The organism is Pseudomonas sp. W17, assembly GCF_040268305.1.
GTDB classification, from domain to species: domain Bacteria; phylum Pseudomonadota; class Gammaproteobacteria; order Pseudomonadales; family Pseudomonadaceae; genus Aquipseudomonas; species Aquipseudomonas protegens.
Genome location: NZ_CP158490.1, coordinates 6757347 through 6777264, shown reverse-complemented (window position 1 = coordinate 6777264; position 19918 = coordinate 6757347). Strand labels below are relative to the sequence as shown.

19 protein-coding genes are annotated in these 19918 nt (G+C 63.3%); 15 read left to right on the top strand and 4 right to left on the bottom strand.

Annotated features, from left to right (window positions below; all coding sequences use genetic code 11):
- The first annotated feature begins 123 nt into the window (after nt 1-123).
- The 4 genes from ABCR88_RS31255 (at nt 124) to ABCR88_RS31240 (ending at nt 4325) form a co-directional block, all read left to right on the top strand.
- Nucleotides 124-1518 (top strand): FAD-binding oxidoreductase, encoded by a 1395-nt coding sequence (locus ABCR88_RS31255; protein ID WP_041120301.1) that lies wholly within the window; start codon nt 124-126, stop codon nt 1516-1518.
- 43 nt (nt 1519-1561) lie between these two features.
- A complete protein-coding gene (locus ABCR88_RS31250; RefSeq protein WP_011064082.1) occupies nt 1562-2227 on the top strand; it encodes a fumarylacetoacetate hydrolase family protein in 666 nt (221 codons plus the stop codon).
- Between the two features lie 164 nt (nt 2228-2391).
- Nucleotides 2392-3318, top strand: coding sequence for an SdiA-regulated domain-containing protein (locus tag ABCR88_RS31245; protein WP_041120298.1), 927 nt, complete (start codon nt 2392-2394; stop codon nt 3316-3318).
- A 101-nt stretch (nt 3319-3419) separates the two neighbouring features.
- Nucleotides 3420-4325, top strand: coding sequence for an SdiA-regulated domain-containing protein (locus ABCR88_RS31240; RefSeq protein ID WP_041120726.1), 906 nt, complete (start codon nt 3420-3422; stop codon nt 4323-4325).
- Nucleotides 4326-4398: 73 nt separating this feature from the next.
- On the opposite strand, the gene rpiA is transcribed toward ABCR88_RS31240, so the two are convergent.
- Complete coding sequence (gene rpiA / locus ABCR88_RS31235; RefSeq protein ID WP_015637403.1) at nt 4399-5070, bottom strand: ribose-5-phosphate isomerase RpiA; 672 nt, start codon at nt 5068-5070, stop codon at nt 4399-4401.
- A 203-nt stretch (nt 5071-5273) separates the two neighbouring features.
- Between rpiA and ilvA the strand changes: the two genes are divergently transcribed.
- From ilvA to ABCR88_RS31215, 4 genes are read left to right on the top strand one after another with little or no spacing between them, the layout of a single operon-like run.
- Entirely contained in the window at nt 5274-6788 is a 1515-nt protein-coding gene (gene ilvA / locus ABCR88_RS31230; protein ID WP_011064078.1) for a threonine ammonia-lyase, biosynthetic, read from the top strand.
- 40 nt (nt 6789-6828) lie between these two features.
- On the top strand, nt 6829-7257 hold the full coding sequence (locus ABCR88_RS31225; RefSeq protein ID WP_011064077.1) for a DUF2269 family protein: 429 nt from the start codon (nt 6829-6831) through the stop codon (nt 7255-7257).
- A gap of 15 nt (nt 7258-7272) precedes the next feature.
- Entirely contained in the window at nt 7273-8529 is a 1257-nt protein-coding gene (locus ABCR88_RS31220) for an SDR family oxidoreductase (protein WP_350403840.1), read from the top strand.
- Nucleotides 8526-8993 carry a DUF2269 domain-containing protein gene (locus ABCR88_RS31215; protein WP_350023346.1) on the top strand — a complete coding sequence of 156 codons (468 nt, stop codon included), beginning with the start codon at nt 8526-8528 and terminating at the stop codon, nt 8991-8993. The genes ABCR88_RS31220 and ABCR88_RS31215 overlap by 4 nt, the downstream gene beginning before the upstream one ends.
- Before the next feature lie 50 nt (nt 8994-9043).
- Here ABCR88_RS31215 and ABCR88_RS31210 read toward each other — a convergent pair whose 3' ends face one another.
- Nucleotides 9044-9700, bottom strand: a complete 657-nt coding sequence (locus ABCR88_RS31210) for an HAD family hydrolase (RefSeq protein ID WP_019093432.1) — start codon at nt 9698-9700, stop codon at nt 9044-9046.
- Between the two features lie 144 nt (nt 9701-9844).
- Between ABCR88_RS31210 and ABCR88_RS31205 the strand changes: the two genes are divergently transcribed.
- Nucleotides 9845-10324: an RNA pyrophosphohydrolase gene (locus ABCR88_RS31205; protein ID WP_011064073.1), complete on the top strand. Its 480-nt coding sequence runs from the start codon at nt 9845-9847 to the stop codon at nt 10322-10324.
- Between the two features lie 22 nt (nt 10325-10346).
- Nucleotides 10347-12626 (top strand): phosphoenolpyruvate--protein phosphotransferase, encoded by a 2280-nt coding sequence (gene ptsP / locus ABCR88_RS31200; RefSeq protein WP_011064072.1) that lies wholly within the window; start codon nt 10347-10349, stop codon nt 12624-12626.
- Nucleotides 12627-12699: 73 nt separating this feature from the next.
- On the opposite strand, the gene ABCR88_RS31195 is transcribed toward ptsP, so the two are convergent.
- Nucleotides 12700-13446, bottom strand: a complete 747-nt coding sequence (locus ABCR88_RS31195) for an NRDE family protein (protein WP_015637399.1) — start codon at nt 13444-13446, stop codon at nt 12700-12702.
- Between the two features lie 122 nt (nt 13447-13568).
- On the opposite strand from ABCR88_RS31195, the gene ABCR88_RS31190 reads away from it, so the two are divergent.
- The 4 genes from ABCR88_RS31190 to ABCR88_RS31175 all read left to right on the top strand — a co-directional run bounded on the left by ABCR88_RS31190 (nt 13569) and on the right by ABCR88_RS31175 (nt 17024).
- The gene (locus tag ABCR88_RS31190) at nt 13569-14351 is read left to right on the top strand and encodes a sulfite exporter TauE/SafE family protein (protein ID WP_350403838.1); all 783 of its coding nucleotides are present in this window, start codon (nt 13569-13571) and stop codon (nt 14349-14351) included.
- Between the two features lie 81 nt (nt 14352-14432).
- Complete coding sequence (lgt, locus tag ABCR88_RS31185) at nt 14433-15242, top strand: prolipoprotein diacylglyceryl transferase (RefSeq protein ID WP_053154406.1); 810 nt, start codon at nt 14433-14435, stop codon at nt 15240-15242.
- A gap of 46 nt (nt 15243-15288) precedes the next feature.
- The gene (locus tag ABCR88_RS31180; RefSeq protein WP_015637397.1) at nt 15289-16260 is read left to right on the top strand and encodes a thymidylate synthase; all 972 of its coding nucleotides are present in this window, start codon (nt 15289-15291) and stop codon (nt 16258-16260) included.
- 176 nt (nt 16261-16436) lie between these two features.
- Entirely contained in the window at nt 16437-17024 is a 588-nt protein-coding gene (locus ABCR88_RS31175; RefSeq protein ID WP_041120291.1) for an undecaprenyl-diphosphatase, read from the top strand.
- 15 nt (nt 17025-17039) lie between these two features.
- Here the strand turns inward: ABCR88_RS31175 and cadR are convergent, their stop codons facing one another.
- Nucleotides 17040-17489, bottom strand: a complete 450-nt coding sequence (cadR, locus tag ABCR88_RS31170) for a Cd(II)/Pb(II)-responsive transcriptional regulator (RefSeq protein WP_011064066.1) — start codon at nt 17487-17489, stop codon at nt 17040-17042.
- Nucleotides 17490-17577: 88 nt separating this feature from the next.
- Here cadR and ABCR88_RS31165 point away from each other — a divergent pair, with 88 nt between their 5' ends.
- Complete coding sequence (locus ABCR88_RS31165) at nt 17578-19917, top strand: heavy metal translocating P-type ATPase (RefSeq protein ID WP_161466795.1); 2340 nt, start codon at nt 17578-17580, stop codon at nt 19915-19917.
- The last annotated feature ends 1 nt before the right edge of the window (nt 19918 follow it).

The following is a 19918-nucleotide window of genomic DNA, read 5'->3' as shown; positions in this document are numbered from 1 at the left end:
CAGAAAGGCCCTTGGGCACTCTCCTGCGGGGGCGGTATGCTAGCATACGCGCCCCGCTAAACACTCATTCCTGCGACGTGAAGCGTTCTCAGGATGACCATGAATTGTTCGAGAGTTCTGTCGATGACCAATCCTGCCCTGATTGATGAGCTGAAGACCCTGGTTGAGCCTGGCAAGGTGCTGACCGACGCTGACTCCCTGAATGCTTACGGCAAGGATTGGACCAAGCATTTCGCCCCGGCCCCGACAGCCATTGTGTTTCCGAAAACCATCGAGCAGGTCCAGGCCATTGTGCGCTGGGCCAATCAGCACAAGGTTGCGCTGGTGCCTTCGGGCGGTCGCACCGGGCTTTCGGCGGCAGCGGTGGCAGCCAACGGCGAAGTGGTGGTGTCCTTCGACTATATGAACCAGATCCTCGACCTGAACCTGACTGACCGCACCGCAGTGTGCCAGCCGGGCGTGGTCACCGAGCAGTTGCAGAACCTGGCGCAAGAAAACGGCCTGTACTACCCGGTGGATTTCGCTTCTGCAGGTTCCAGCCAGATTGGCGGAAATATCGGTACCAATGCCGGCGGGATCAAGGTCATTCGCTACGGCATGACCCGCAATTGGGTGGCCGGCATGAAGGTGGTCACCGGCAAGGGCGACCTGCTGGAGTTGAACAAGGACCTGATCAAGAACGCCACCGGCTATGACCTGCGCCAACTGTTCATCGGCGCCGAGGGCACCCTGGGCTTCGTGGTCGAGGCCACCATGCGCCTGGATCGGGCGCCGAAGAACCTCACCGCGATGGTGCTCGGCACCGCCGACTTCGATTCCATCATGCCGGTGCTGCACGCCTTCCAGAGCAAGCTTGATCTGACCGCCTTCGAGTTCTTCTCCGACAAGGCCCTGGCCAAGGTCCTGGCCCGTGGCGACGTGCCGGCGCCATTCGAATCCGAATGCCCGTTCTATGCGCTGCTGGAATTCGAAGCCACCACCGAGGAAGTGGCCAACCACGCCCTGGAAACCTTCGAGCACTGTGTCGAGCAGGGCTGGGTCCTGGACGGCGTGATGAGCCAGAGCGAAACCCAGTTGCACAACCTGTGGAAGCTGCGCGAATACATCTCCGAGACCATTTCCCACTGGACGCCGTACAAGAACGACATTTCGGTCACTGTGTCGAAAGTCCCGGCCTTCCTTCAGGAAATCGACGCCATCGTCGGCAAGCATTACCCGGACTTCGAAATCGTCTGGTTCGGCCACATCGGCGACGGCAACCTGCACCTGAACATCCTCAAGCCGGACAACCTGAGCAAGGACGAGTTCTTTGCCAAGTGCGCGACGGTCAACAAGTGGGTGTTCGAGACGGTCGAGAAGTACAACGGCTCGATTTCCGCGGAACACGGCGTGGGCATGACCAAGCGTGATTACCTGACCTACAGCCGCTCGCCGGTGGAGATCGAGTACATGAAGGCGGTCAAGGCCGCGTTCGACCCGAACGGCATCATGAATCCGGGCAAGATCTTCGCGATCTGAAGCCGGGTAGTGTCCAGATAAAGCACACAAGCAGGAGTCGGTAATGAGCTATCAGCACCAGTATGTCGACGGTACCCGGATCCATTTTCCGGTGGGCAAGGTGGTGTGCATCGGTCGCAACTACGCCGAGCACGCCAAGGAGCTGGACAACCCGGTACCTACCGAACCCCTGCTGTTTATCAAGCCGGGCAGTTGTGTGGTACCCCTGGAAGGTGGGTTCGCCATTCCCACCGAGCGTGGTTCGGTGCACTACGAAGCGGAAATCGCGGTGTTGATCGGCAAGCCGCTCTCCACCAAACCCAGCCGTGAAGAAGTGCTGGATGCCATTTCCGGCTTTGCCCCGGCACTGGACCTGACCCTGCGGGACAAGCAGGCCGAACTCAAAGCCAAGGGCCTGCCCTGGGAAATCGCCAAGTCGTTCGACGGCGCGGCGGTGATCGCGCCCTTTGTGGTGGGCAGCACCTTCGCCGACCTGACCGACATCGGCATCCGCCTGACCATCAACGGTGAAGTACGCCAGGACGGCAACAGCGCCATCATGCTCAACCCCATAGTGCCGATGATCCAGTACATGGCCGGTTGTTTCTCCCTGCAGGCCGGCGATGTGATCCTCACGGGCACGCCGGTCGGGGTTGGGCCGCTGAATGTCGGCGATGAGCTGGTGCTGGAGCTTCCCGGTGCCAGCCGTTTCACCAGCAGCGTCCGTTGATCCGAATCTTTCTGCGCTGGGCCCGGTAATCCAGGGCCCGGCGCAGAGAGATCAGCGGCTTTAACCGTTTTTTCACATTTTTCCCGGATAATTCCGAAGTTTATGGTTCGCGGATCTAAAATCCCTGTGCTATTAACTTTGGCCGCGTTTCTGGAATCTGTGTGATGGACGCCCACCCTCTACCTAAACCTCGCCTCATCCGCCACTTGCGATTGCGTATGCGCTGGTATTCCTGGCTGCTGTTGGCGGGCGTGATCTGCTATGGCGTAGCCAGCCTCATGCATTGGGATGACCGTGGGGCTCTCTGGGTCCAGGAAGGTTTTGTCAGTACCGCCGAACGCAGCTCCAGTATCTGGCTGCCCAGCTACCGGGCGGTGATCGATGCCAAGGTCCTGCCAGGCATGGAGCGGGACGAAGCCTCCGATCTTTCCTATAACCCCCAGACCAAGACCCTGTTTTCGGTAATGGGCAAATACCCATTCCTGGTGGAGCTGTCGCTGCAAGGCGACGTCCTGCGCAAGATGCCTCTGGTGGGCTGGAGCAACCCGGAAGGGGTCGCGGTCCTGGAAAATGGCCTGCTGGCGATTGTCGATGAGCGCGAGCATTCGCTGGTGATCGTCAAGGTCGATGGCAGTACCCGGTCGCTGAATGTCGCGGACTTCCCCAAATACGACCTGGGCCCTTCGGCAGACCAGAACAAGGCGTTCGAAGCCATTGCCTGGAACCCGCGCAAGCAACAGTTGCTGCTGGGGGAGGAGCGCCCGCCGGCGTTGTTTACCTGGAGCAGCGACGGTAGCCAGGTACTCAAGGGCAACAAGCAGAAGCTGGCCAGCGACGAACTCGACTTGCGCAACCTGTCGGCCCTGGGTATCGACCCGCGCACCGGGCATACCCTGGTGCTGTCGGCTGATTCCCATCTGCTGCTGGAGCTGGACGAGCAGGGCGAGCAGGTCAGCTTCATGGCCCTGCTCGGTGGCTTCAATGGCCTGGAAAAAACCATTCCCCGGGCCGAAGGCGTGGCCATGGATGAGGCCGGCAACCTGTATATGGTCAGCGAGCCCAACCTGTTCTATCGCTTCGAGAAGCAGTGAACCCCGGCCTGGCACCCGAGCCGGGCCATTCAGGGCATTAAGCTTGAATTCAGGCGGCTGTGATATTTCATCAGCCTGTCCTGATTTCGAGCCTGCCCGCCATGTATCGCCTCACCCGCCTGCAACCCCTTTACCTGATCCTCTGCCTGATGGCCGTGCTGCTGGCGGTGTTTGTCCATAACCACAGGTTGTGGCAGCGCGCCTGGTTCGACTGGCAATCCTACTGGCAGGTGGCGGCCCCCCAATCCCTGGGGTTGGGCGATTATCGTGTCGTGCTGGAGGCGCAGCCCATCGAGGGCCTGGATGAGGTCTCGGCGCTGACCTACGATCCGCTGCGCAACAGCCTGTTCACCGTGACCAACAAGAATTCCGAACTGATCGAGCTATCCCTGGACGGGCAGATCCTGCGCCGCATCGCTCTGGTGGGCTTTGGCGATCCGGAAGCGGTGGAGTTCATCAGTGCCAATACCTATGTGATCAGTGACGAGCGCCAGCACCGGCTGATCAAGATCCAGCTGGACGATGAAACCACGGCGGTGGATGCGACAGAAGCCGAGCAGATCACCCTGGGCGTGCACCTTGCCGGCAACAAAGGCTTCGAGGGGCTGGCCTACGACTCCCAGGGCAAGCGCCTGTTCGTCGCCAAGGAGCGCGACCCGATGCTGATCTATGAAGTGCAGGGCTTCCCCCATCAAGATCCGGAACAGTCCTACGGGATGCATGTGGTGAACAACCCCAAGCGCGATGCCGGCCTGTTCGTGCGTGATCTCTCCAGCCTGCAATACGACGAGCGCAGTGGCCACCTGCTGGCACTGTCGGACGAGTCGCGGCTGGTGGTGGAGCTGGATGTCGAGGGGCGCCCGCTGAGTACCCTGGCCTTGGGCAAGTGGCGCCAGGGTCTGAGCAAGGCGGTGCCTCAGGCGGAAGGGATGGCCATGGATGACGCCGGCACCCTGTACCTGGTGAGCGAACCGAACCTGTTCTACGTCTTCAAGAAACCGATGTAGGAGCCAGCTTGCCAGCGAAGAGGTCTTCAAAACCGCCTTCGCCCGCCAGCCGGCTCCTATCTGTAGGGCAGGCTCAGGCCTTGAGGGTCTTCACCCCTTCGGCGGTACCCAGCAGCAGCACATCAGCGGGGCGTGCAGCGAACAGGCCATTGGTGACCACGCCGACAATGGCATTGATCTGGCTTTCCAGTTCCACCGGATTGGTGATCTGCATGTTGTGCACATCGAGGATGATGTTGCCGTTGTCGGTGATCACGCCTTCGCGGTACACCGGATCGCCGCCCAGTTTCACCAGTTCACGGGCCACGTGGCTGCGGGCCATGGGGATCACTTCCACGGGCAGCGGGAAGTTGCCCAGCACCGGCACCAGCTTGCTGGCGTCGGCGATGCAGATAAACGTCTTGGCCACGGCGGCGACGATCTTTTCCCGAGTCAGGGCGGCGCCGCCGCCCTTGATCAGGTTCAGGTGCTCGTCGCTTTCGTCGGCGCCGTCGATGTAGAACTCCAGGTCGCTCACGGTGTTGAGCTCGTAGACCGCAATCCCGTGGCCCTTGAGGCGCGCGGCGGTGGCTTCGGAGCTGGCCACGGCGCCGTCGAAGGCTCCCTTGTGCAGGGCCAGGGCGTCGATGAAGCAGTTGGCGGTGGAGCCGGTGCCGACCCCGACGATGCTCTTGTCATCGAGTTTCGGGAGGATAAGGTCGACGGCGGCCTGGGCAACGGCCTGTTTGAGTTGATCCTGGGTCATGCGGGCTCCGAAGCGGGCAAGGGGGGCACAAAGGCCGGCATTATAGGCGCCGCAGCAGATCAGGTCATTGCCCGTTTGGCTAATCGGCCGGGCTTCAGAGAAGGCGAGGGGGGCGGCTAAAACCTCTGTATTCGTGTGGTCGCCCGGGCAAACGCTGGGTTAGACTCCCTGGCCCTGCCCAACCCGCTCAGTGATGCTTTCCGATGCTCGAACAGTACGTCAAGAAGATCCTCACCTCGCGCGTTTATGACGTTGCCGTAGAAACCCCATTGCAGACTGCCCGCCAGCTCTCCGAGCGGCTGGGCAATCAGATCTGGCTCAAGCGTGAAGACTTGCAGCCGGTGTTCTCGTTCAAGATCCGTGGTGCCTACAACAAGCTGACCCAGCTCAGCGATGCCGAGCGCGCCCGGGGCGTGGTCACTGCGTCGGCGGGCAACCACGCCCAGGGCCTGGCCCTGGCGGCCAAGGTGCTGGGGGTCAAGGCTACTATCGTGATGCCCAAGACCACCCCCGAGATCAAGGTCGAGGGCGTGCGCTCCCGTGGTGGCAAGGTGGTGCTGCACGGCGATACCTTCCCTGAAGCGCTGGCCTACTCCCTGAAGCTGGTGGACGAGAAGGGCTACGTCTACATCCATCCCTACGATGATCCGCACACCATTGCCGGGCAGGGCACGGTGGCCATGGAGATTCTGCGCCAACACCCCGGCCCGCTGGATGCGATCTTCGTTCCGGTCGGCGGCGGCGGCCTGATCGCCGGCATTGCGGCCTATGTGAAGTACCTGCGCCCGGAGATCAAGGTCATCGGCGTCGAGCCGGACGACTCCAACTGCCTGCAGGCGGCCATGGCTGCCGGTGAGCGCGTGGTGCTGCCGACCGTGGGGATCTTCGCCGACGGCGTGGCGGTGGCGCAGATTGGCCAGCACACCTTCGACATCTGCAAGGATTATGTGGATGAAGTGATTACCGTCAGTACCGACGAGATCTGTGCGGCAATCAAGGATATCTACGACGATACCCGCTCGATCACCGAACCTGCCGGCGCCCTGGGCGTTGCCGGGATCAAGAAGTACGTCGAGCAGCGCGGTATCAGCGGGCAGACCCTGGTAGCCATCGACTCCGGGGCCAACGTCAACTTCGACCGCCTGCGCCACGTCGCCGAGCGCGCCGAACTGGGCGAAGGCCGCGAAGCCATCATCGCCGTGACCATTCCCGAGAAGCCCGGCAGCTTCAAGGCCTTCTGCGAGGCGGTGGGCAAGCGCCAGATCACCGAATTCAACTACCGCTACAACACCGGCAGCGAGGCGCACATCTTCGTCGGCGTGCAGACCCACCCGGAAAACGATCCGCGCAGCGCCCTGATCGCCAGTCTGACCGAGCAGGGCTTTCCGGTGATCGACCTGACCGACAACGAGCTGGCCAAGCTGCACATCCGCTACATGGTCGGCGGCCATGCCGAGAAGGTCAGCGACGAAGTGGTGCTGCGTTTCGAATTTCCGGAGCGTCCGGGGGCGCTGTTCAACTTCCTCAATAAACTGGGCGGGCGCTGGAATATCTCGATGTTCCACTACCGCAACCATGGTGCGGCGGATGGCCGGGTAGTCGCCGGCCTGCAAGTGCCGGCCGATGAACGTCACCTGGTGCCCGCGGCGCTGGAGCAGATCGGCTATCCGTACTGGGATGAAAGCGACAACCCGGCCTACCAGCTGTTCCTCGGCTGAACGACTACGCTGAGGATCGGAGCCTTAAGGAAGCGAAAACATGGAAACACTGACCACGCTGAAGACGCTTCATGTACTGGCCACCGTACTGCTATTGGGCAGTGCGCTGGGACTGGCGATCTGGGTCTGGCGCCTGCGCCGCCAGGGGGATGCCACGGTTTATAGCCGGGTGCTGCACCGTCCGGGCCTGTTCGGCTGGTTGTTGCTGGCGCTGGGCATGCTGACATTGCCGTTCAGCGGTTGGTGGCTGGTGCATCTGGTGGGTTGGCCGCTGGGGCAGACCTGGGTCCTGGGTTCCAGTGTGCTCTACACCCTGGGGGCTCTGGCCTGGCTGTGGCTGATGGTGCGCCTCAACCGCCTGCGGGTGGCCAAGGTTGCCAGCGGCCTGGCGTTCACCCTGGTGCTGGCGGTGTTCAGCGCCGCATGTTTCGTGACCATTGCCGGTCTTATGGGCGCCAAGCCAGTCTAACTCTCAAGGATTGCCATGAAGGTCGTTCTGGTGGGGGCCACAGGGTTTGTCGGCCGTCATCTGCTGGCGGCATTGCACGCTGCCGGCCATCAACTGATTGCCACCAGCCGTCGCCCTCAGCCCCAGGGGTTGCCCGGGGTGGAGTGGCGCCAGCTGGATCTCGATTGCCTGGGCCGCGAGCCCCAGCCCTTTGCCCTGCCTGCCGACACCGACCTGCTGATCAACGCCGCGGGGCTGTTGAGCACTGATGCGCGGGCGTTGAGCCTGACCCAGGACCTGGGTACCCGCGCGCTGTTCGATCTGGCGGCGGCCCGGGGCGTGCGGGTACTGCAGATTTCCGCATTGGGGGCCGGGATCCTGCCTCAAGTGCCGTTCCTTGCCAGCAAGGCGGCGGCGGATGATTACCTGCTGCAGTTGGGGGTACCGGCGGTGGTGCTGCGGCCCTCGCTGGTGCTCGGCGCTGGCGGTGCCAGCAGTGGCTGGCTGACGAGGCTGTCGCCCTGGCCGCTGATTCCCTTGCTGTCCGCCAAGGCGCAGATGCAGCCCTTGCATATAGAGGACTTGAGTGCCGCGGTGCTGGCGCTGCTCAGGCAGTGGCCGCAGGAATCCATGGTTCTGCCCTTGGTCGGCCCGGAACGCATGACCATGGCGCAACTGCTCGATCGCCTGCGGTCGGCCCAGGGCTGGGCCCCGGCGCGCTATTTCAAGCTGCCAGCGGTCTTGCTGCGGCTGGTGGCCGCTGCTGGCGATCGCCTGGGCTGGCGAGCCTTGAACCGGCAGAGCCTGGCCATGGCCCGCCACGACAACCTGGCGGATCCGCAGGTGCTGGCCTCGGTCTGCGGGTATCACGCGGCGCCGCTGGCGGCCCGCTTGCAGGACTGGCCGCAGGCGGCGCAAAGCACCCAACTGGCCCTGCGCCCCCTGTTGCTGGCAGTGATGGTGCTGATCTGGCTGGGTACCGCGCTGGTGTGCATTGGCCCGGGTTACGACTGGGGCCTGCGGATCATGGCCGAGGCTGGCGTGCAGGGCGTCTGGGCGGCCCTGGCGGTGATCGGCGGTTCACTCTGTGATGCGCTGCTGGGTGTCGGCCTGCTGCTGCGGCGCTGGCGCCGGCGGGCCTTGCAGGCGCAGTTGGGGCTGATGCTCGGCTACACCCTGATCATCAGCCTGATCCTGCCGCACTTCTGGTTTGACCCTTATGCCGCCGTCGCCAAGAACCTGGTGCTGATGGTGGCGACCCTATGGCTGCTGTGGACCGAACCCCGCCAATGAGCGCTTACCTGCTGTTGAAAACCCTGCATATCCTGTCCTCCACCGTGCTGTTCGGCCTCGGCGCGGGGTCGGCCTATTACGCCCTGCGGGCCTGGCGCAGTGGCCGGGTGGAAGTGATTGCCGTGACCTTCAAGCACCTGGTGTTCGCCGACTGGGCCTTTACCGCCACCACGGCGGTGTTCCAGCCGTTGAGCGGGCTGGGGCTGGTGCACCTGGCAGGCTGGTCGCTGCAGCAGGCGTGGCTGATGTGGAGCCTGGGGCTGTATGTGGTGGCGGGGCTGTGCTGGCTGCCGGTGGTCTGGTTGCAGATCCGAGTGCACAAGATAGCCGAGCAGGCCCTGCAGGACGGGACGCCGATGCCGCTGCGGGCAACCCTTTATATGCGCTGGTGGTTTGCCCTGGGCTGGCCGGCGTTCCTGGCCTTCATGGCGATTTTCTATCTGATGGTGGCCAAGCCGGCGTAGGTTTTTTCGCTGGCAAGCCAGCGCCTACAGCCGGCCCGCCGGCGAGCTGTCTAGTCGCGCAGGCTGATGACCTGCCAGCCACGTTTCTCGGCCTCGGCCCGCAGGTTCGGGTCCGGGTCAACGGCCACGGCGGTGGTCACTTGCTCCAGCAGGGGCAGGTCGTTCATCGAATCGCTGTAGAAGTAGCTGTCTTCCAGGCTATGGCCGGTCTCTTCCAGCCAGCGGTTGAGGCGGGTGACCTTGCCTTCACGGAAACACGGTACATCGGTACTGCGCCCGGTGTAGCGGCCATCCTGCATTTCGCATTCGGTGGCGATCAGGGTTTCCACGCCCAGGCGTTCGGCGATCGGCGCGGTCACGAAACGGTTGGTCGCGGTGATGATCACCAGCTTGTCGCCGGCAGCGCGATGCTTGTCCAGCAGGGCCTGGGCCTTGGGCAGGAGGATCGGCTCGATGCAGTCGCGCATGAAGTCGCGGTGCCACTCTTCAAGCACGGCCATGTCGGTGCGGCCGAGGATTTCCAGGCAGAAGTTCAGGTAGGCGGCATTGTCGAGCTTGCCGGCCAGATAATCCTGATAGAACTCGTCGTTGCGGGTCTTGTAGGCGACGGCGTCGAGGAAGCCCCGCTCGCACAGATAGTCGCCCCAGGCGTGGTCGCTGTCGCCGCCCAAAAGCGTGTTGTCCAAGTCGAATAAAGCCAGGCGCATTGCAGTTACTCGCTGAAAAGTCGCGGAAAAAGGTGCCCAGAATACGGTCTTTTCACAAGAGTGCACATAAGGTAAGCAGCCTCGTTGCTGCATTCCCAAGCTTTGTGGAACAATGCGGCGACATGCGTTTGCGAGGTTGTAGCCGTGATCGACCCCGATGGTTTCCGCCCCAATGTCGGGATCATTCTGACCAATGATGCCGGACAGGTGCTATGGGCTCGCCGTATCAATCAAGATGCCTGGCAGTTTCCTCAAGGGGGAATCAACCCCGATGAGACGCCGGAAGACGCCTTGTATCGCGAGCTGAACGAAGAAGTGGGGCTGGAGCGCGAAGATGTGCAAATTCTCGCCTGCACCCGGGGCTGGTTGCGCTATCGTTTGCCGCAGCGTCTGGTCCGGACCCACAGCCAACCGCTGTGCATCGGCCAGAAGCAGAAATGGTTTCTCCTGCGCCTGATCTCCAACGAGCAGCGGGTGCGGATGGATTTGACCGGTAAACCGGAGTTCGATGGCTGGCGCTGGGTCAGTTATTGGTATCCGTTGGGCCAGGTGGTGACATTCAAGCGCGAAGTGTATCGCCGCGCTCTCAAAGAGCTTGCCCCGCGCCTGCTAGTGCGCGACTGACGACGGAGTTCGACCCCGAGCCATGCTCAATACGCTGCGCAAGATCGTCCAGGAAGTTAACTCCGCCAAGGATCTCAAGGCGGCGTTGGGGATTATTGTATTGCGCGTCAAAGAGGCCATGGGCAGCCAGGTCTGCTCGGTCTATCTGCTGGACCCGGAAACCAACCGTTTCGTCCTGATGGCCACCGAGGGCTTGAACAAGCGCTCCATCGGCAAGGTCAGCATGGCGCCCAACGAAGGCCTGGTAGGCCTGGTGGGCACTCGCGAAGAACCCCTCAACCTGGAAAACGCCGCCGACCACCCGCGCTATCGCTACTTCGCCGAAACCGGTGAGGAGCGTTACGCCTCGTTCCTCGGTGCGCCGATCATTCACCACCGCCGGGTGGTGGGCGTGCTGGTTATCCAGCAAAAGGAGCGCCGCCAGTTCGACGAAGGCGAAGAAGCCTTTCTGGTGACCATGAGCGCCCAACTGGCCGGGGTTATCGCCCATGCCGAGGCCACCGGTTCGATCCGTGGCCTGGGTCGCCAGGGCAAGGGCATTCAGGAAGCCAAGTTCGTCGGCGTACCGGGCTCGCCCGGCGCGGCGGTGGGCAGCGCGGTGGTGATGCTGCCGCCAGCCGACCTGGATGTGGTGCCGGACAAGCACGTCACCGACATCGATGCCGAACTGGCCCTGTTCAAGAGCGCCCTGGAAGGGGTGCGGGCCGATATGCGCGCGCTGTCGGAAAAGCTCGCCACCCAATTGCGCCCTGAAGAGCGCGCGCTGTTCGACGTCTACCTGATGATGCTTGACGACGCCTCCCTGGGCAGTGAAGTGAAGGCCGTGATCAAGACCGGGCAATGGGCCCAGGGCGCGTTGCGCCAGGTGGTCACCGATCACGTCAACCGTTTTGAACTGATGGACGATGCCTACCTGCGCGAGCGGGCCTCGGACGTCAAGGACCTAGGCCGCCGGCTCCTGGCCTACCTGCAGGAAGAGCGCCAGCAGACCCTGGTCTATCCCGACAACACCATCCTGGTCAGTGAAGAACTGACCCCGGCCATGCTCGGCGAAGTGCCGGAAGGCAAGCTGGTGGGCCTGGTCTCGGTGCTGGGTTCGGGCAACTCCCACGTGGCGATCCTGGCCCGGGCCATGGGCATCCCGACGGTGATGGGCCTGGTGGACCTGCCGTACTCCAAGGTCGACGGCATCCAGATGATCGTCGACGGCTACCACGGCGAGGTCTACACCAACCCCAGCGACGTGCTGCGCAAGCAGTTCGCCGATGTGGTGGAAGAAGAACGGCAACTGGCCCAGGGCCTGGATGCCCTGCGCGACCTGCCTTGCATTACCCCCGATGGCCATCGCATGCCGCTGTGGGTCAACACCGGCCTGCTGGCCGATGTAGCCCGGGCGCAGAAGCGCGGGGCCGAAGGCGTGGGCCTGTATCGCACCGAAGTGCCGTTCATGATCAACCAGCGTTTCCCCAGCGAGAAGGAACAGCTGGCGATCTATCGCGAACAACTGGCGGCCTTCCACCCGCAACCGGTGACCATGCGCAGCCTGGACATCGGCGGCGACAAGTCGCTGTCGTACTTCCCGATCAAGGAAGACAACCCCTTCCTTGGCTGGCGCGGGATCCGCGTGACCCTCGACCACCCGGAGATCTTCCTGGTACAGGCCCGGGCGATGCTCAAGGCCAGCGAAGGCCTGAACAATTTGCGCATCCTGCTGCCGATGATTTCCGGCATCCACGAGCTGGAAGAAGCCTTGCACTTGATACACAGGGCCTGGGGCGAAGTGCGCGATGAAGGCACTGACGTACCGATGCCGCCAGTGGGGGTGATGATCGAAATCCCTGCCGCGGTGTACCAGACCAAGGAACTGGCGCGCCAGGTGGACTTCCTCTCGGTGGGCTCCAACGACCTGACCCAGTACCTGCTGGCGGTGGACCGCAACAACCCACGGGTGGCCGATCTCTACGACTACCTGCACCCGGCAGTGCTGCAAGCGCTGCAGAACGTGGTGCGTGATGCCCATGCCGAAGGCAAGCCAGTGAGCATCTGCGGCGAGATGGCCGGTGATCCGGCGGCGGCGGTGCTGTTGATGGCGATGGGCTTCGACAGCTTGTCGATGAACGCCACCAACCTGCCGAAGGTGAAGTGGATGCTGCGTCAGGTCAGCATGACCAAGGCCAAGGAACTGCTGGCGGAAATGATGACCATCGACAACCCGCAAGTTATCCACAGTTCGCTGCAACTGGCGCTGAAGAAACTCGGGCTGGCGCGGATGATCAATCCGGCTTCGAGCAAGACCCTGTAACCGGGTTGTTTTCTTCGCCGGCAAGCCGGCTCCTACAGAAGCGTTCGTGGGAGTCGGCGTGCCGGGGAACGCTTCAGACCTTCAGTTCGACCTCTCCCAGATGCCCGCCATAGGGGCCAAAGCTGCGCTCCAGCAGATGCCGCGAGCCATCGGCGTGGACGATCAGGGCCGTGCTGGCTCGTGTGCCGTAGCTGGGGCTGGCGATGAACACGCTGGACAGCAGGCTTTCGGTGGCCAAGCCCACGCCGGTGTCCGGCAGGTCGGCGAAGGGTGCTGTCTGCGGGTCGCTCAATAGCGCCAGCAGTGCCTGGGGCTGTGGATCATGCAACACCTCCTGCAATGCCGCCCTGGCCTTGAGCAGCTTGGGCCAGGGCGTATCCAGCCCGGCATTGGAAAGGCCGTAGACCCCAGGCTCCAGCTGTTGCGGCTGCGGGTCCCGAGCGTTGTAGTGCCACAGTTGCTCGGCATTGCCCAACAGCAGGTTGAACCCGGCGTACTCCACCGAGCGCCCGACTACATCGCGCAAATAATCATCCAGGGGCACGTCGCCGGCGAGAAAGCGCGCCACCAGTTCACCCCGCGAGCGCCGCGCCGGAGGCTGGTGCGGGTTGCGGATATTGGTCAGGGCGGCAAAGCGGCCCTCGGCGCCGACCCCGAGCCAGGTGCCGCCGGCTTCCAGGTCGCGACCGGCGTGGATCTGCGGCAGTTCCGGCCACTGCCCCAGGGGCAGGCTCGGCCGCGCGTAGAATTCATCACGGTTGGCCGCGACGATCAGTGGCTGAGCATGACCCGGCCGCCAGGCGAAAACGATCAAGCACATTAAGGTGGCCCCCTGTGTGTTTTGCCCACTTTACGCACAGATCCGGCGGGTATCCATCGCCATTCAGTGGAGTCCGGGGCGGCGCTTCCGTTACCATGCCGATCTATTTTTCGGATGCTCCCATGGAATTTCTGCTCTATCTGCTGCTGGGCGCCTGTGCGGGCGTGCTGGCCGGGCTGTTCGGCGTGGGCGGCGGGATCATCATAGTCCCGGTGCTGGTGTTCAGCTTCACCCTGCAAGGCTTCGATGTCTCGGTGCTGACTCATCTGGCGGTCGGCACCTCCCTGGCCAGCATCATCTTTACCTCGGTCAATGCGGTGCGCGAGCACCATCGGCGTGGCGCTGTGCGCTGGCCTATCTTCGCCTGGATGACCGTGGGTATCCTTCTGGGCGCCGGTTTCGGCGCACTGACCGCCGAGGCGATCTCCGGCCCGCACCTGCAGAAAATCATCGGTGTGTTTGCCCTCGTGGTGGCCCTGCAGATGACCCTGGAGCTCAAGCCCAAGGCCAGCCGTCAGGTGCCCGGCAAGCTGGGCCTGACGGCCGCCGGCGGTGTGATTGGCTGGGCCTCGGCGATCTTCGGCATTGGCGGGGGCTCCCTCACCGTGCCTTTTCTCACCTGGCGCAGCGTGCCCATGCAGCAGGCGGTGGCTACCTCATCGGCCTGCGGTTTGCCCATTGCCCTGGCCAGTGCCTCAAGTTTCATTATTCTGGGCTGGCATGATCCGCAGCTCCCGGCCCATAGTCTCGGTTTCGTTTATTTGCCGGCCCTGTTGGGCATTGCCCTGACCAGCATGGTGTTCGCCCGCATCGGCGCGCGCCTGGCCCACAAACTGTCGCCACGCCTGTTGAAACGCATGTTCGCCGCGCTACTGTTCTGCGTGGGGCTCAGCTTCCTGTTCTGAGTGGTGACGCAATCCTGGCTTAATCCTGGGCTGGCAGTTTGCCCCGGGAATCTGAAGTTCTAACCCTTACGAGGAGTCGCAATGCTGCCTTACCCGCAGATTGATCCGGTGGCCCTGGCCATCGGCCCGCTGAAAATCCACTGGTACGGCCTGATGTACCTGATCGGCATTGGCGGTGCCTGGTTGCTGGCGTCGCGTCGCCTGAACCGTTTCGATCCGACCTGGAGCAAGGAGAAGCTCTCGGACATGGTGTTTTGGATGTCCATGGGGGTGATAGTCGGTGGTCGCCTGGGTTATGTGCTGTTCTATGACCTGAGTGCCTACCTGGCCAACCCGACCCTGATCTTCGAAGTGTGGAAGGGCGGCATGTCGTTCCACGGTGGTTTCATCGGGGTGATGCTGGCGGCCTGGTGGTTCGGCAAGCGCAACAACAAGACCTTCTTCGAGCTGATGGATTTCGTCGCGCCGATGGTGCCGATCGGCCTGGGTGCCGGGCGCATCGGCAACTTCATCAACGCTGAATTGTGGGGCAAGCCCACCGATCTGCCCTGGGCCATGGTGTTCCCGCCGTTCAGCGATCCGGCGCAATTGCCGCGCCATCCCTCGCAGCTGTATCAGTTCGCCCTGGAAGGCGTGGCGCTGTTCCTGATCCTCTGGCTGTTCTCGCGCAAACCACGGCCGACCATGGCGGTTTCCGGTATGTTCGCCCTGTTCTACGGGATCTTCCGTTTCATCGTCGAGTTCGTCCGGGTGCCGGACGCCCAGTTGGGCTACCTGGCCTGGAACTGGCTGACCATGGGTCAGGTCCTGTGCGTGCCGATGATTCTCGGTGGCCTGGGGTTGATCTGGCTGGCTTATCATCGCGCTTCGGCCAAGAGCGCGGCGCAATAAATTCGAACCCCGGGGCGTGCCCCGGGTTCAAGGATGCAGGTAATTCATGAAGCAATATCTTGATCTGGTGGCCCACGTCATCAACAACGGCACCAAGCAGGCCAACCGCACCGGTGTGAACACCATCAGCTTCCCCGGGGCCATGCTGCGCTACGACCTCAAGGAAGGTTTCCCGGCCATCACCACCCGCAAGATGGCCTTCAAGTCGGCCATCGGCGAGATGGTCGGCTTCCTGCGCGGGGTGAACAACGCCGCCGAGTTTCGTGCGCTGGGCTGCAAGGTTTGGGACCAGAACGCCAACGAAAACGCCCAGTGGCTGGCCAACCCGTTCCGTCAGGGCGACGACGACCTGGGCGAGATCTACGGCGTGCAGTGGCGCAAGTGGCCGGCCTACAAACAGATCAAGACCAGCAACCAGGCGGCCATCGACCTGGCGCTGAGCCAGGGCTACCGGCAGATCGCCGCGGGCGAGGAAGACGGCCAGGGCTACGTGGTGCTGTACAAGGCCATCGACCAGGTGCGCCAGTGCGTCGACACCATCATCAACGACCCGGGCAGCCGGCGGATCCTGTTCCACGGCTGGAACTGCGCCCAGCTGGATGAAATGGCCTTGCCGCCGTGCCACCTGCTGTACCAGTTCCACCCCAATGTCGAGACCCGGGAAATCTCCCTGACCCTCTACATCCGCTCCAACGACCTGGGCCTGGGCACGCCGTTCAACCTCACCGAGGGTGCTGCGCTGCTGAGCCTGATCGGTCGCCTGACCGGCTACACGCCGCGCTGGTTCACCTATTTCATCGGTGATGCCCACGTCTATGAAAACCATCTGGACATGCTCAACGAACAGCTCAAGCGCGAGCCGTTCCCGATGCCCAAGCTGGTGATTTCCGAGCGTGTGCCGGAGTTCGCCAAGACCGGCGTCTACCAGCCGGAGTGGCTGGAGCTGATCGAACCGAGCGACTTCTCCCTGGAAGGCTATGAGCACCACGCGCCCATGACGGCGCCGATGGCGGTCTGAGCATCCAGCTACTGCAGCAAGGGCCGCGCGGCCCTTGTCGATTGATCCTGTTGCCATTATCGACCTGTGCCCGGAGCCGTTCCGGGCATGGCTGTGCCCGGCGGCCAGCTACGCTCTGAGTAGCGGTCCTGCCAGGTGCGGGGTGTGGTCCTTGTGGCATTCAACGTGAGCCCCGAATGGAAGAACTCAATCACAGCCTGTTCCTGGCCATCAACGCCAGTGCCGGGGCGTCCATGCCAATACGTGCACTGGCGGTTTTCCTCGCGCAATGGGTGGTACTCAGCGTGCCGCTGCTGCTGGTGGTGTTCTGGGTTTTCGGCGAGCGCCGCCAGCGCATGATCGTGTTGCTCACCGGCCTGAGCATTGTCCTGGCCCTGGTCTGCAACCTGCTGGTCCGTGAGCTGTGGTTCCATCCGCGGCCGTTCATGATCGGCCTGGGTCAGAACTTCCTCGCCCACGCGCCCGGGGCGTCTTTCCCCAGCGACCACGCCAGTGGCATGTTCGCCATGGCTTTCGCGCTGATCCTGGCCAGCCTGCGTAAGACCGGGTTGGTGATGTTGGGCCTGGCGCTCCTGGTGAGTTGGGCACGGGTCTACCTGGGCGTGCATTTCCCTTTCGACATTCTGGGTGGCTGCCTGGTGGGAGGGCTCAGCGCCTGGCTGGTGCGCCAGGGGCTGGCCTGGCAGCAACTGGACCAGCGGCTGCTGGCAATCCTCGAAGGGGCTTATCTGCGGCTGACGGCCAGCGTTCGGCGCGGCGCCTGAAACCGCGCCAGGGGTTCAGTGCCCGTGGCTGCGCCCGACATGGGAGGGCTCGCTCTCATTGGGGGCCACCGAGCCGCTGACTTCCAGGCGCTGGAGAATTCCGCAGTGCTCAAGGTCCGGGCCCTCGCTGCAGCGCTGGCGCAGGTCCAGCAGTTGTTCCTGCAGGGCCAGCAAGCCGTCGATGCGTGCCTTGACGTGATGGATATGTTCGTCGATCAGGGCGTTGACGCTGGCGCACTGGTCCTGGGGGCTGTCGCGCAGGTTGAGCAGGCTGCGGATCTCCTCGAGGGTCATGTCCAGGCTGCGGCAATTGCGGATAAAGGTCAGGCGCTCGGTGTGGGCCTGGGTGTAGAGGCGATAGTTGCCTTCACTGCGGGCCGGTTCCGGCAGCAGCCCTTCGCGCTCGTAGTAACGGATGGTCTCGACCTGACAGTCGGTGAGTTTCGCCAGTTCGCCAATCTTCATTGCCGTCGTCTCCGAATGGGTGCTTGACCCTATAGTGGCTACAGGGTGTTCACTTGGCAACAAGCACCTTAATTCGGAAGGGACCCTAATGAGCGATTCTCTCCACAGCCCGCGCAAAACCGCGGATCAGCAGCCCCAGGCTGATCACGATCACGATCACGATCACGATCACGATCACAGCCATGGCCACAGCCATTCCCATGCGCCCGCGGGCAAGTTGCAGCCGGTCAAGGCACACGATCATGCCGCCCACGGCGCATCCTGCTGCGGTTCCGCCGACCTGGCGCCGTCCAGGGTCACCCTGAGCGAGACCCCGACCGCCGGCGCGCGCTTGAGCAGCTTTCGCATCGAAGCCATGGACTGCCCCACCGAACAGACCCTGATCCAGAACAAGCTGGGCAAGCTGGCCGGGGTCCAGGCGCTGGAGTTCAACCTGATGAACCGCGTGCTGGGGGTGACCCACGACCTGCCGAGCACCGCGCCTATCATCGAGGCGGTCAAGTCACTGGGCATGCACGCCGAACCCCTGGAACAGGAGGGTGACCAAGCCGCGCCTGCCGCAGCGCCCGTGAAGAAGCCCTGGTGGCCGCTGGCCCTGTCCGGTATCGGCGCGCTGGCTGCCGAGGTCATCCATTTCACCAATGCCGCGCCCGACTGGGTGATTGCCCTGGTGGCCCTGGTGTCGATCCTCAGTGGTGGCCTGACCACCTACAAGAAGGGCTGGATCGCCCTGAAGAACCGCAACCTCAACATCAATGCCCTGATGAGCATCGCCGTGACCGGCGCCGTGCTGATCGGCCAATGGCCGGAAGCGGCGATGGTGATGTTCCTGTTCACTGTGGCGGAATTGATCGAGGCCCGTTCCCTGGATCGGGCGCGCAACGCCATCAGCGGCCTGATGCAGATGACCCCGGAACGGGTTACGGTGCAGCAGGCAGACGGCAACTGGAGCGAACAGGAAGCGAAAAGCGTCGAACTGGGCGCACTGGTGCGGGTGCGTCCCGGCGAGCGCATCGGCCTCGACGGCGAGGTCGTGTCCGGCAACTCCACCATCGACCAGGCGCCGATCACCGGTGAAAGCCTGCCGGTGGAAAAGACTGTAGGCGACAAGGTTTTCGCCGGCACCATCAACCAGGCCGGCTCCCTGGAATACCGAGTGACTGCCGCCGCCAACAATTCGACCCTGGCGCGGATCATCCACGCTGTGGAACAGGCCCAGGGCGCCCGGGCTCCGACCCAGCGCTTCGTTGACAGCTTCTCGAAAATCTACACCCCGGCGGTATTCGCCTTCGCCCTGGCGGTGGCGCTGATTCCGCCGCTATTCATGGGCGGCGTCTGGTTCGACTGGATCTACCGCGCCCTGGTGCTGCTGGTAGTGGCTTGCCCCTGCGCCCTGGTGATCTCCACCCCGGTAAGCATTGTCAGCGGCCTGGCGGCTGCCGCGCGCAAGGGCATCCTGGTCAAGGGCGGGGTCTACCTGGAGGGCGGCTACAAGCTCGACTACCTGGCCCTGGACAAGACCGGCACCATCACCCACGGCAAGCCGGTACAGACCGACTTCCTGTCCCTGGACCCGCTGGCCCAGGACACCGCCCCGGCCCTGGCCGCAAGCCTGGCGGGGCGTTCCGACCACCCGGTGTCCCTGGCCATTGCCCAGGCGGCTGTGGATAAGCAGTTGGCCATGCACCCTGTGGATAACTTCGAGGCCCTGACCGGCCGAGGCGTACGCGGCGAGATCAACGGCGAGCTGTACCACCTGGGCAACCATCGTCTGGTGGAAGAGCTGGGCCTGTGCTCCCCGGCTTTGGAAGAAAAACTCTTCGCCCTGGAGAAGCAGGGCAAGACCGTGGTCCTGCTGCTGGACCGCAATGGCCCGCTGGCGCTGTTCGCCGTGGCCGATACGGTGAAGGAATCCAGCCGCGAAGCCATCCAGCAATTGCATGAGCTGGGGATCAAGACCCTGATGCTCACCGGCGACAACCCGCATACCGCCCAGGCCATCGCGGCCCAGGTGGGTATCGACCAGGCCCGGGGCGACCTGCTGCCCACCGACAAGCTGCAGGCCATCGAAGACCTGTACGCCCAGGGCCACCGGGTGGGCATGGTGGGCGACGGGATCAACGACGCACCGGCCCTGGCCCGCGCCGAAATCGGTTTCGCCATGGCTGCGGCGGGCACCGACACTGCCATCGAGACCGCGGATGTGGCCCTGATGGACGATGATCTGCGCAAGATCCCGGCGTTTATCCGCCTGTCGCGCCAGACCTCGGTGGTGCTCAAGCAAAATATCGTCCTGGCCCTGGTCATCAAGGCGATCTTTCTTGGGGTAACCTTTGCCGGGCTGGCCACCATGTGGATGGCAGTGTTCGCCGACATGGGCGTGAGCCTGTTGGTGGTGTTCAACGGTCTGCGCCTGCTGCGCAAATAAG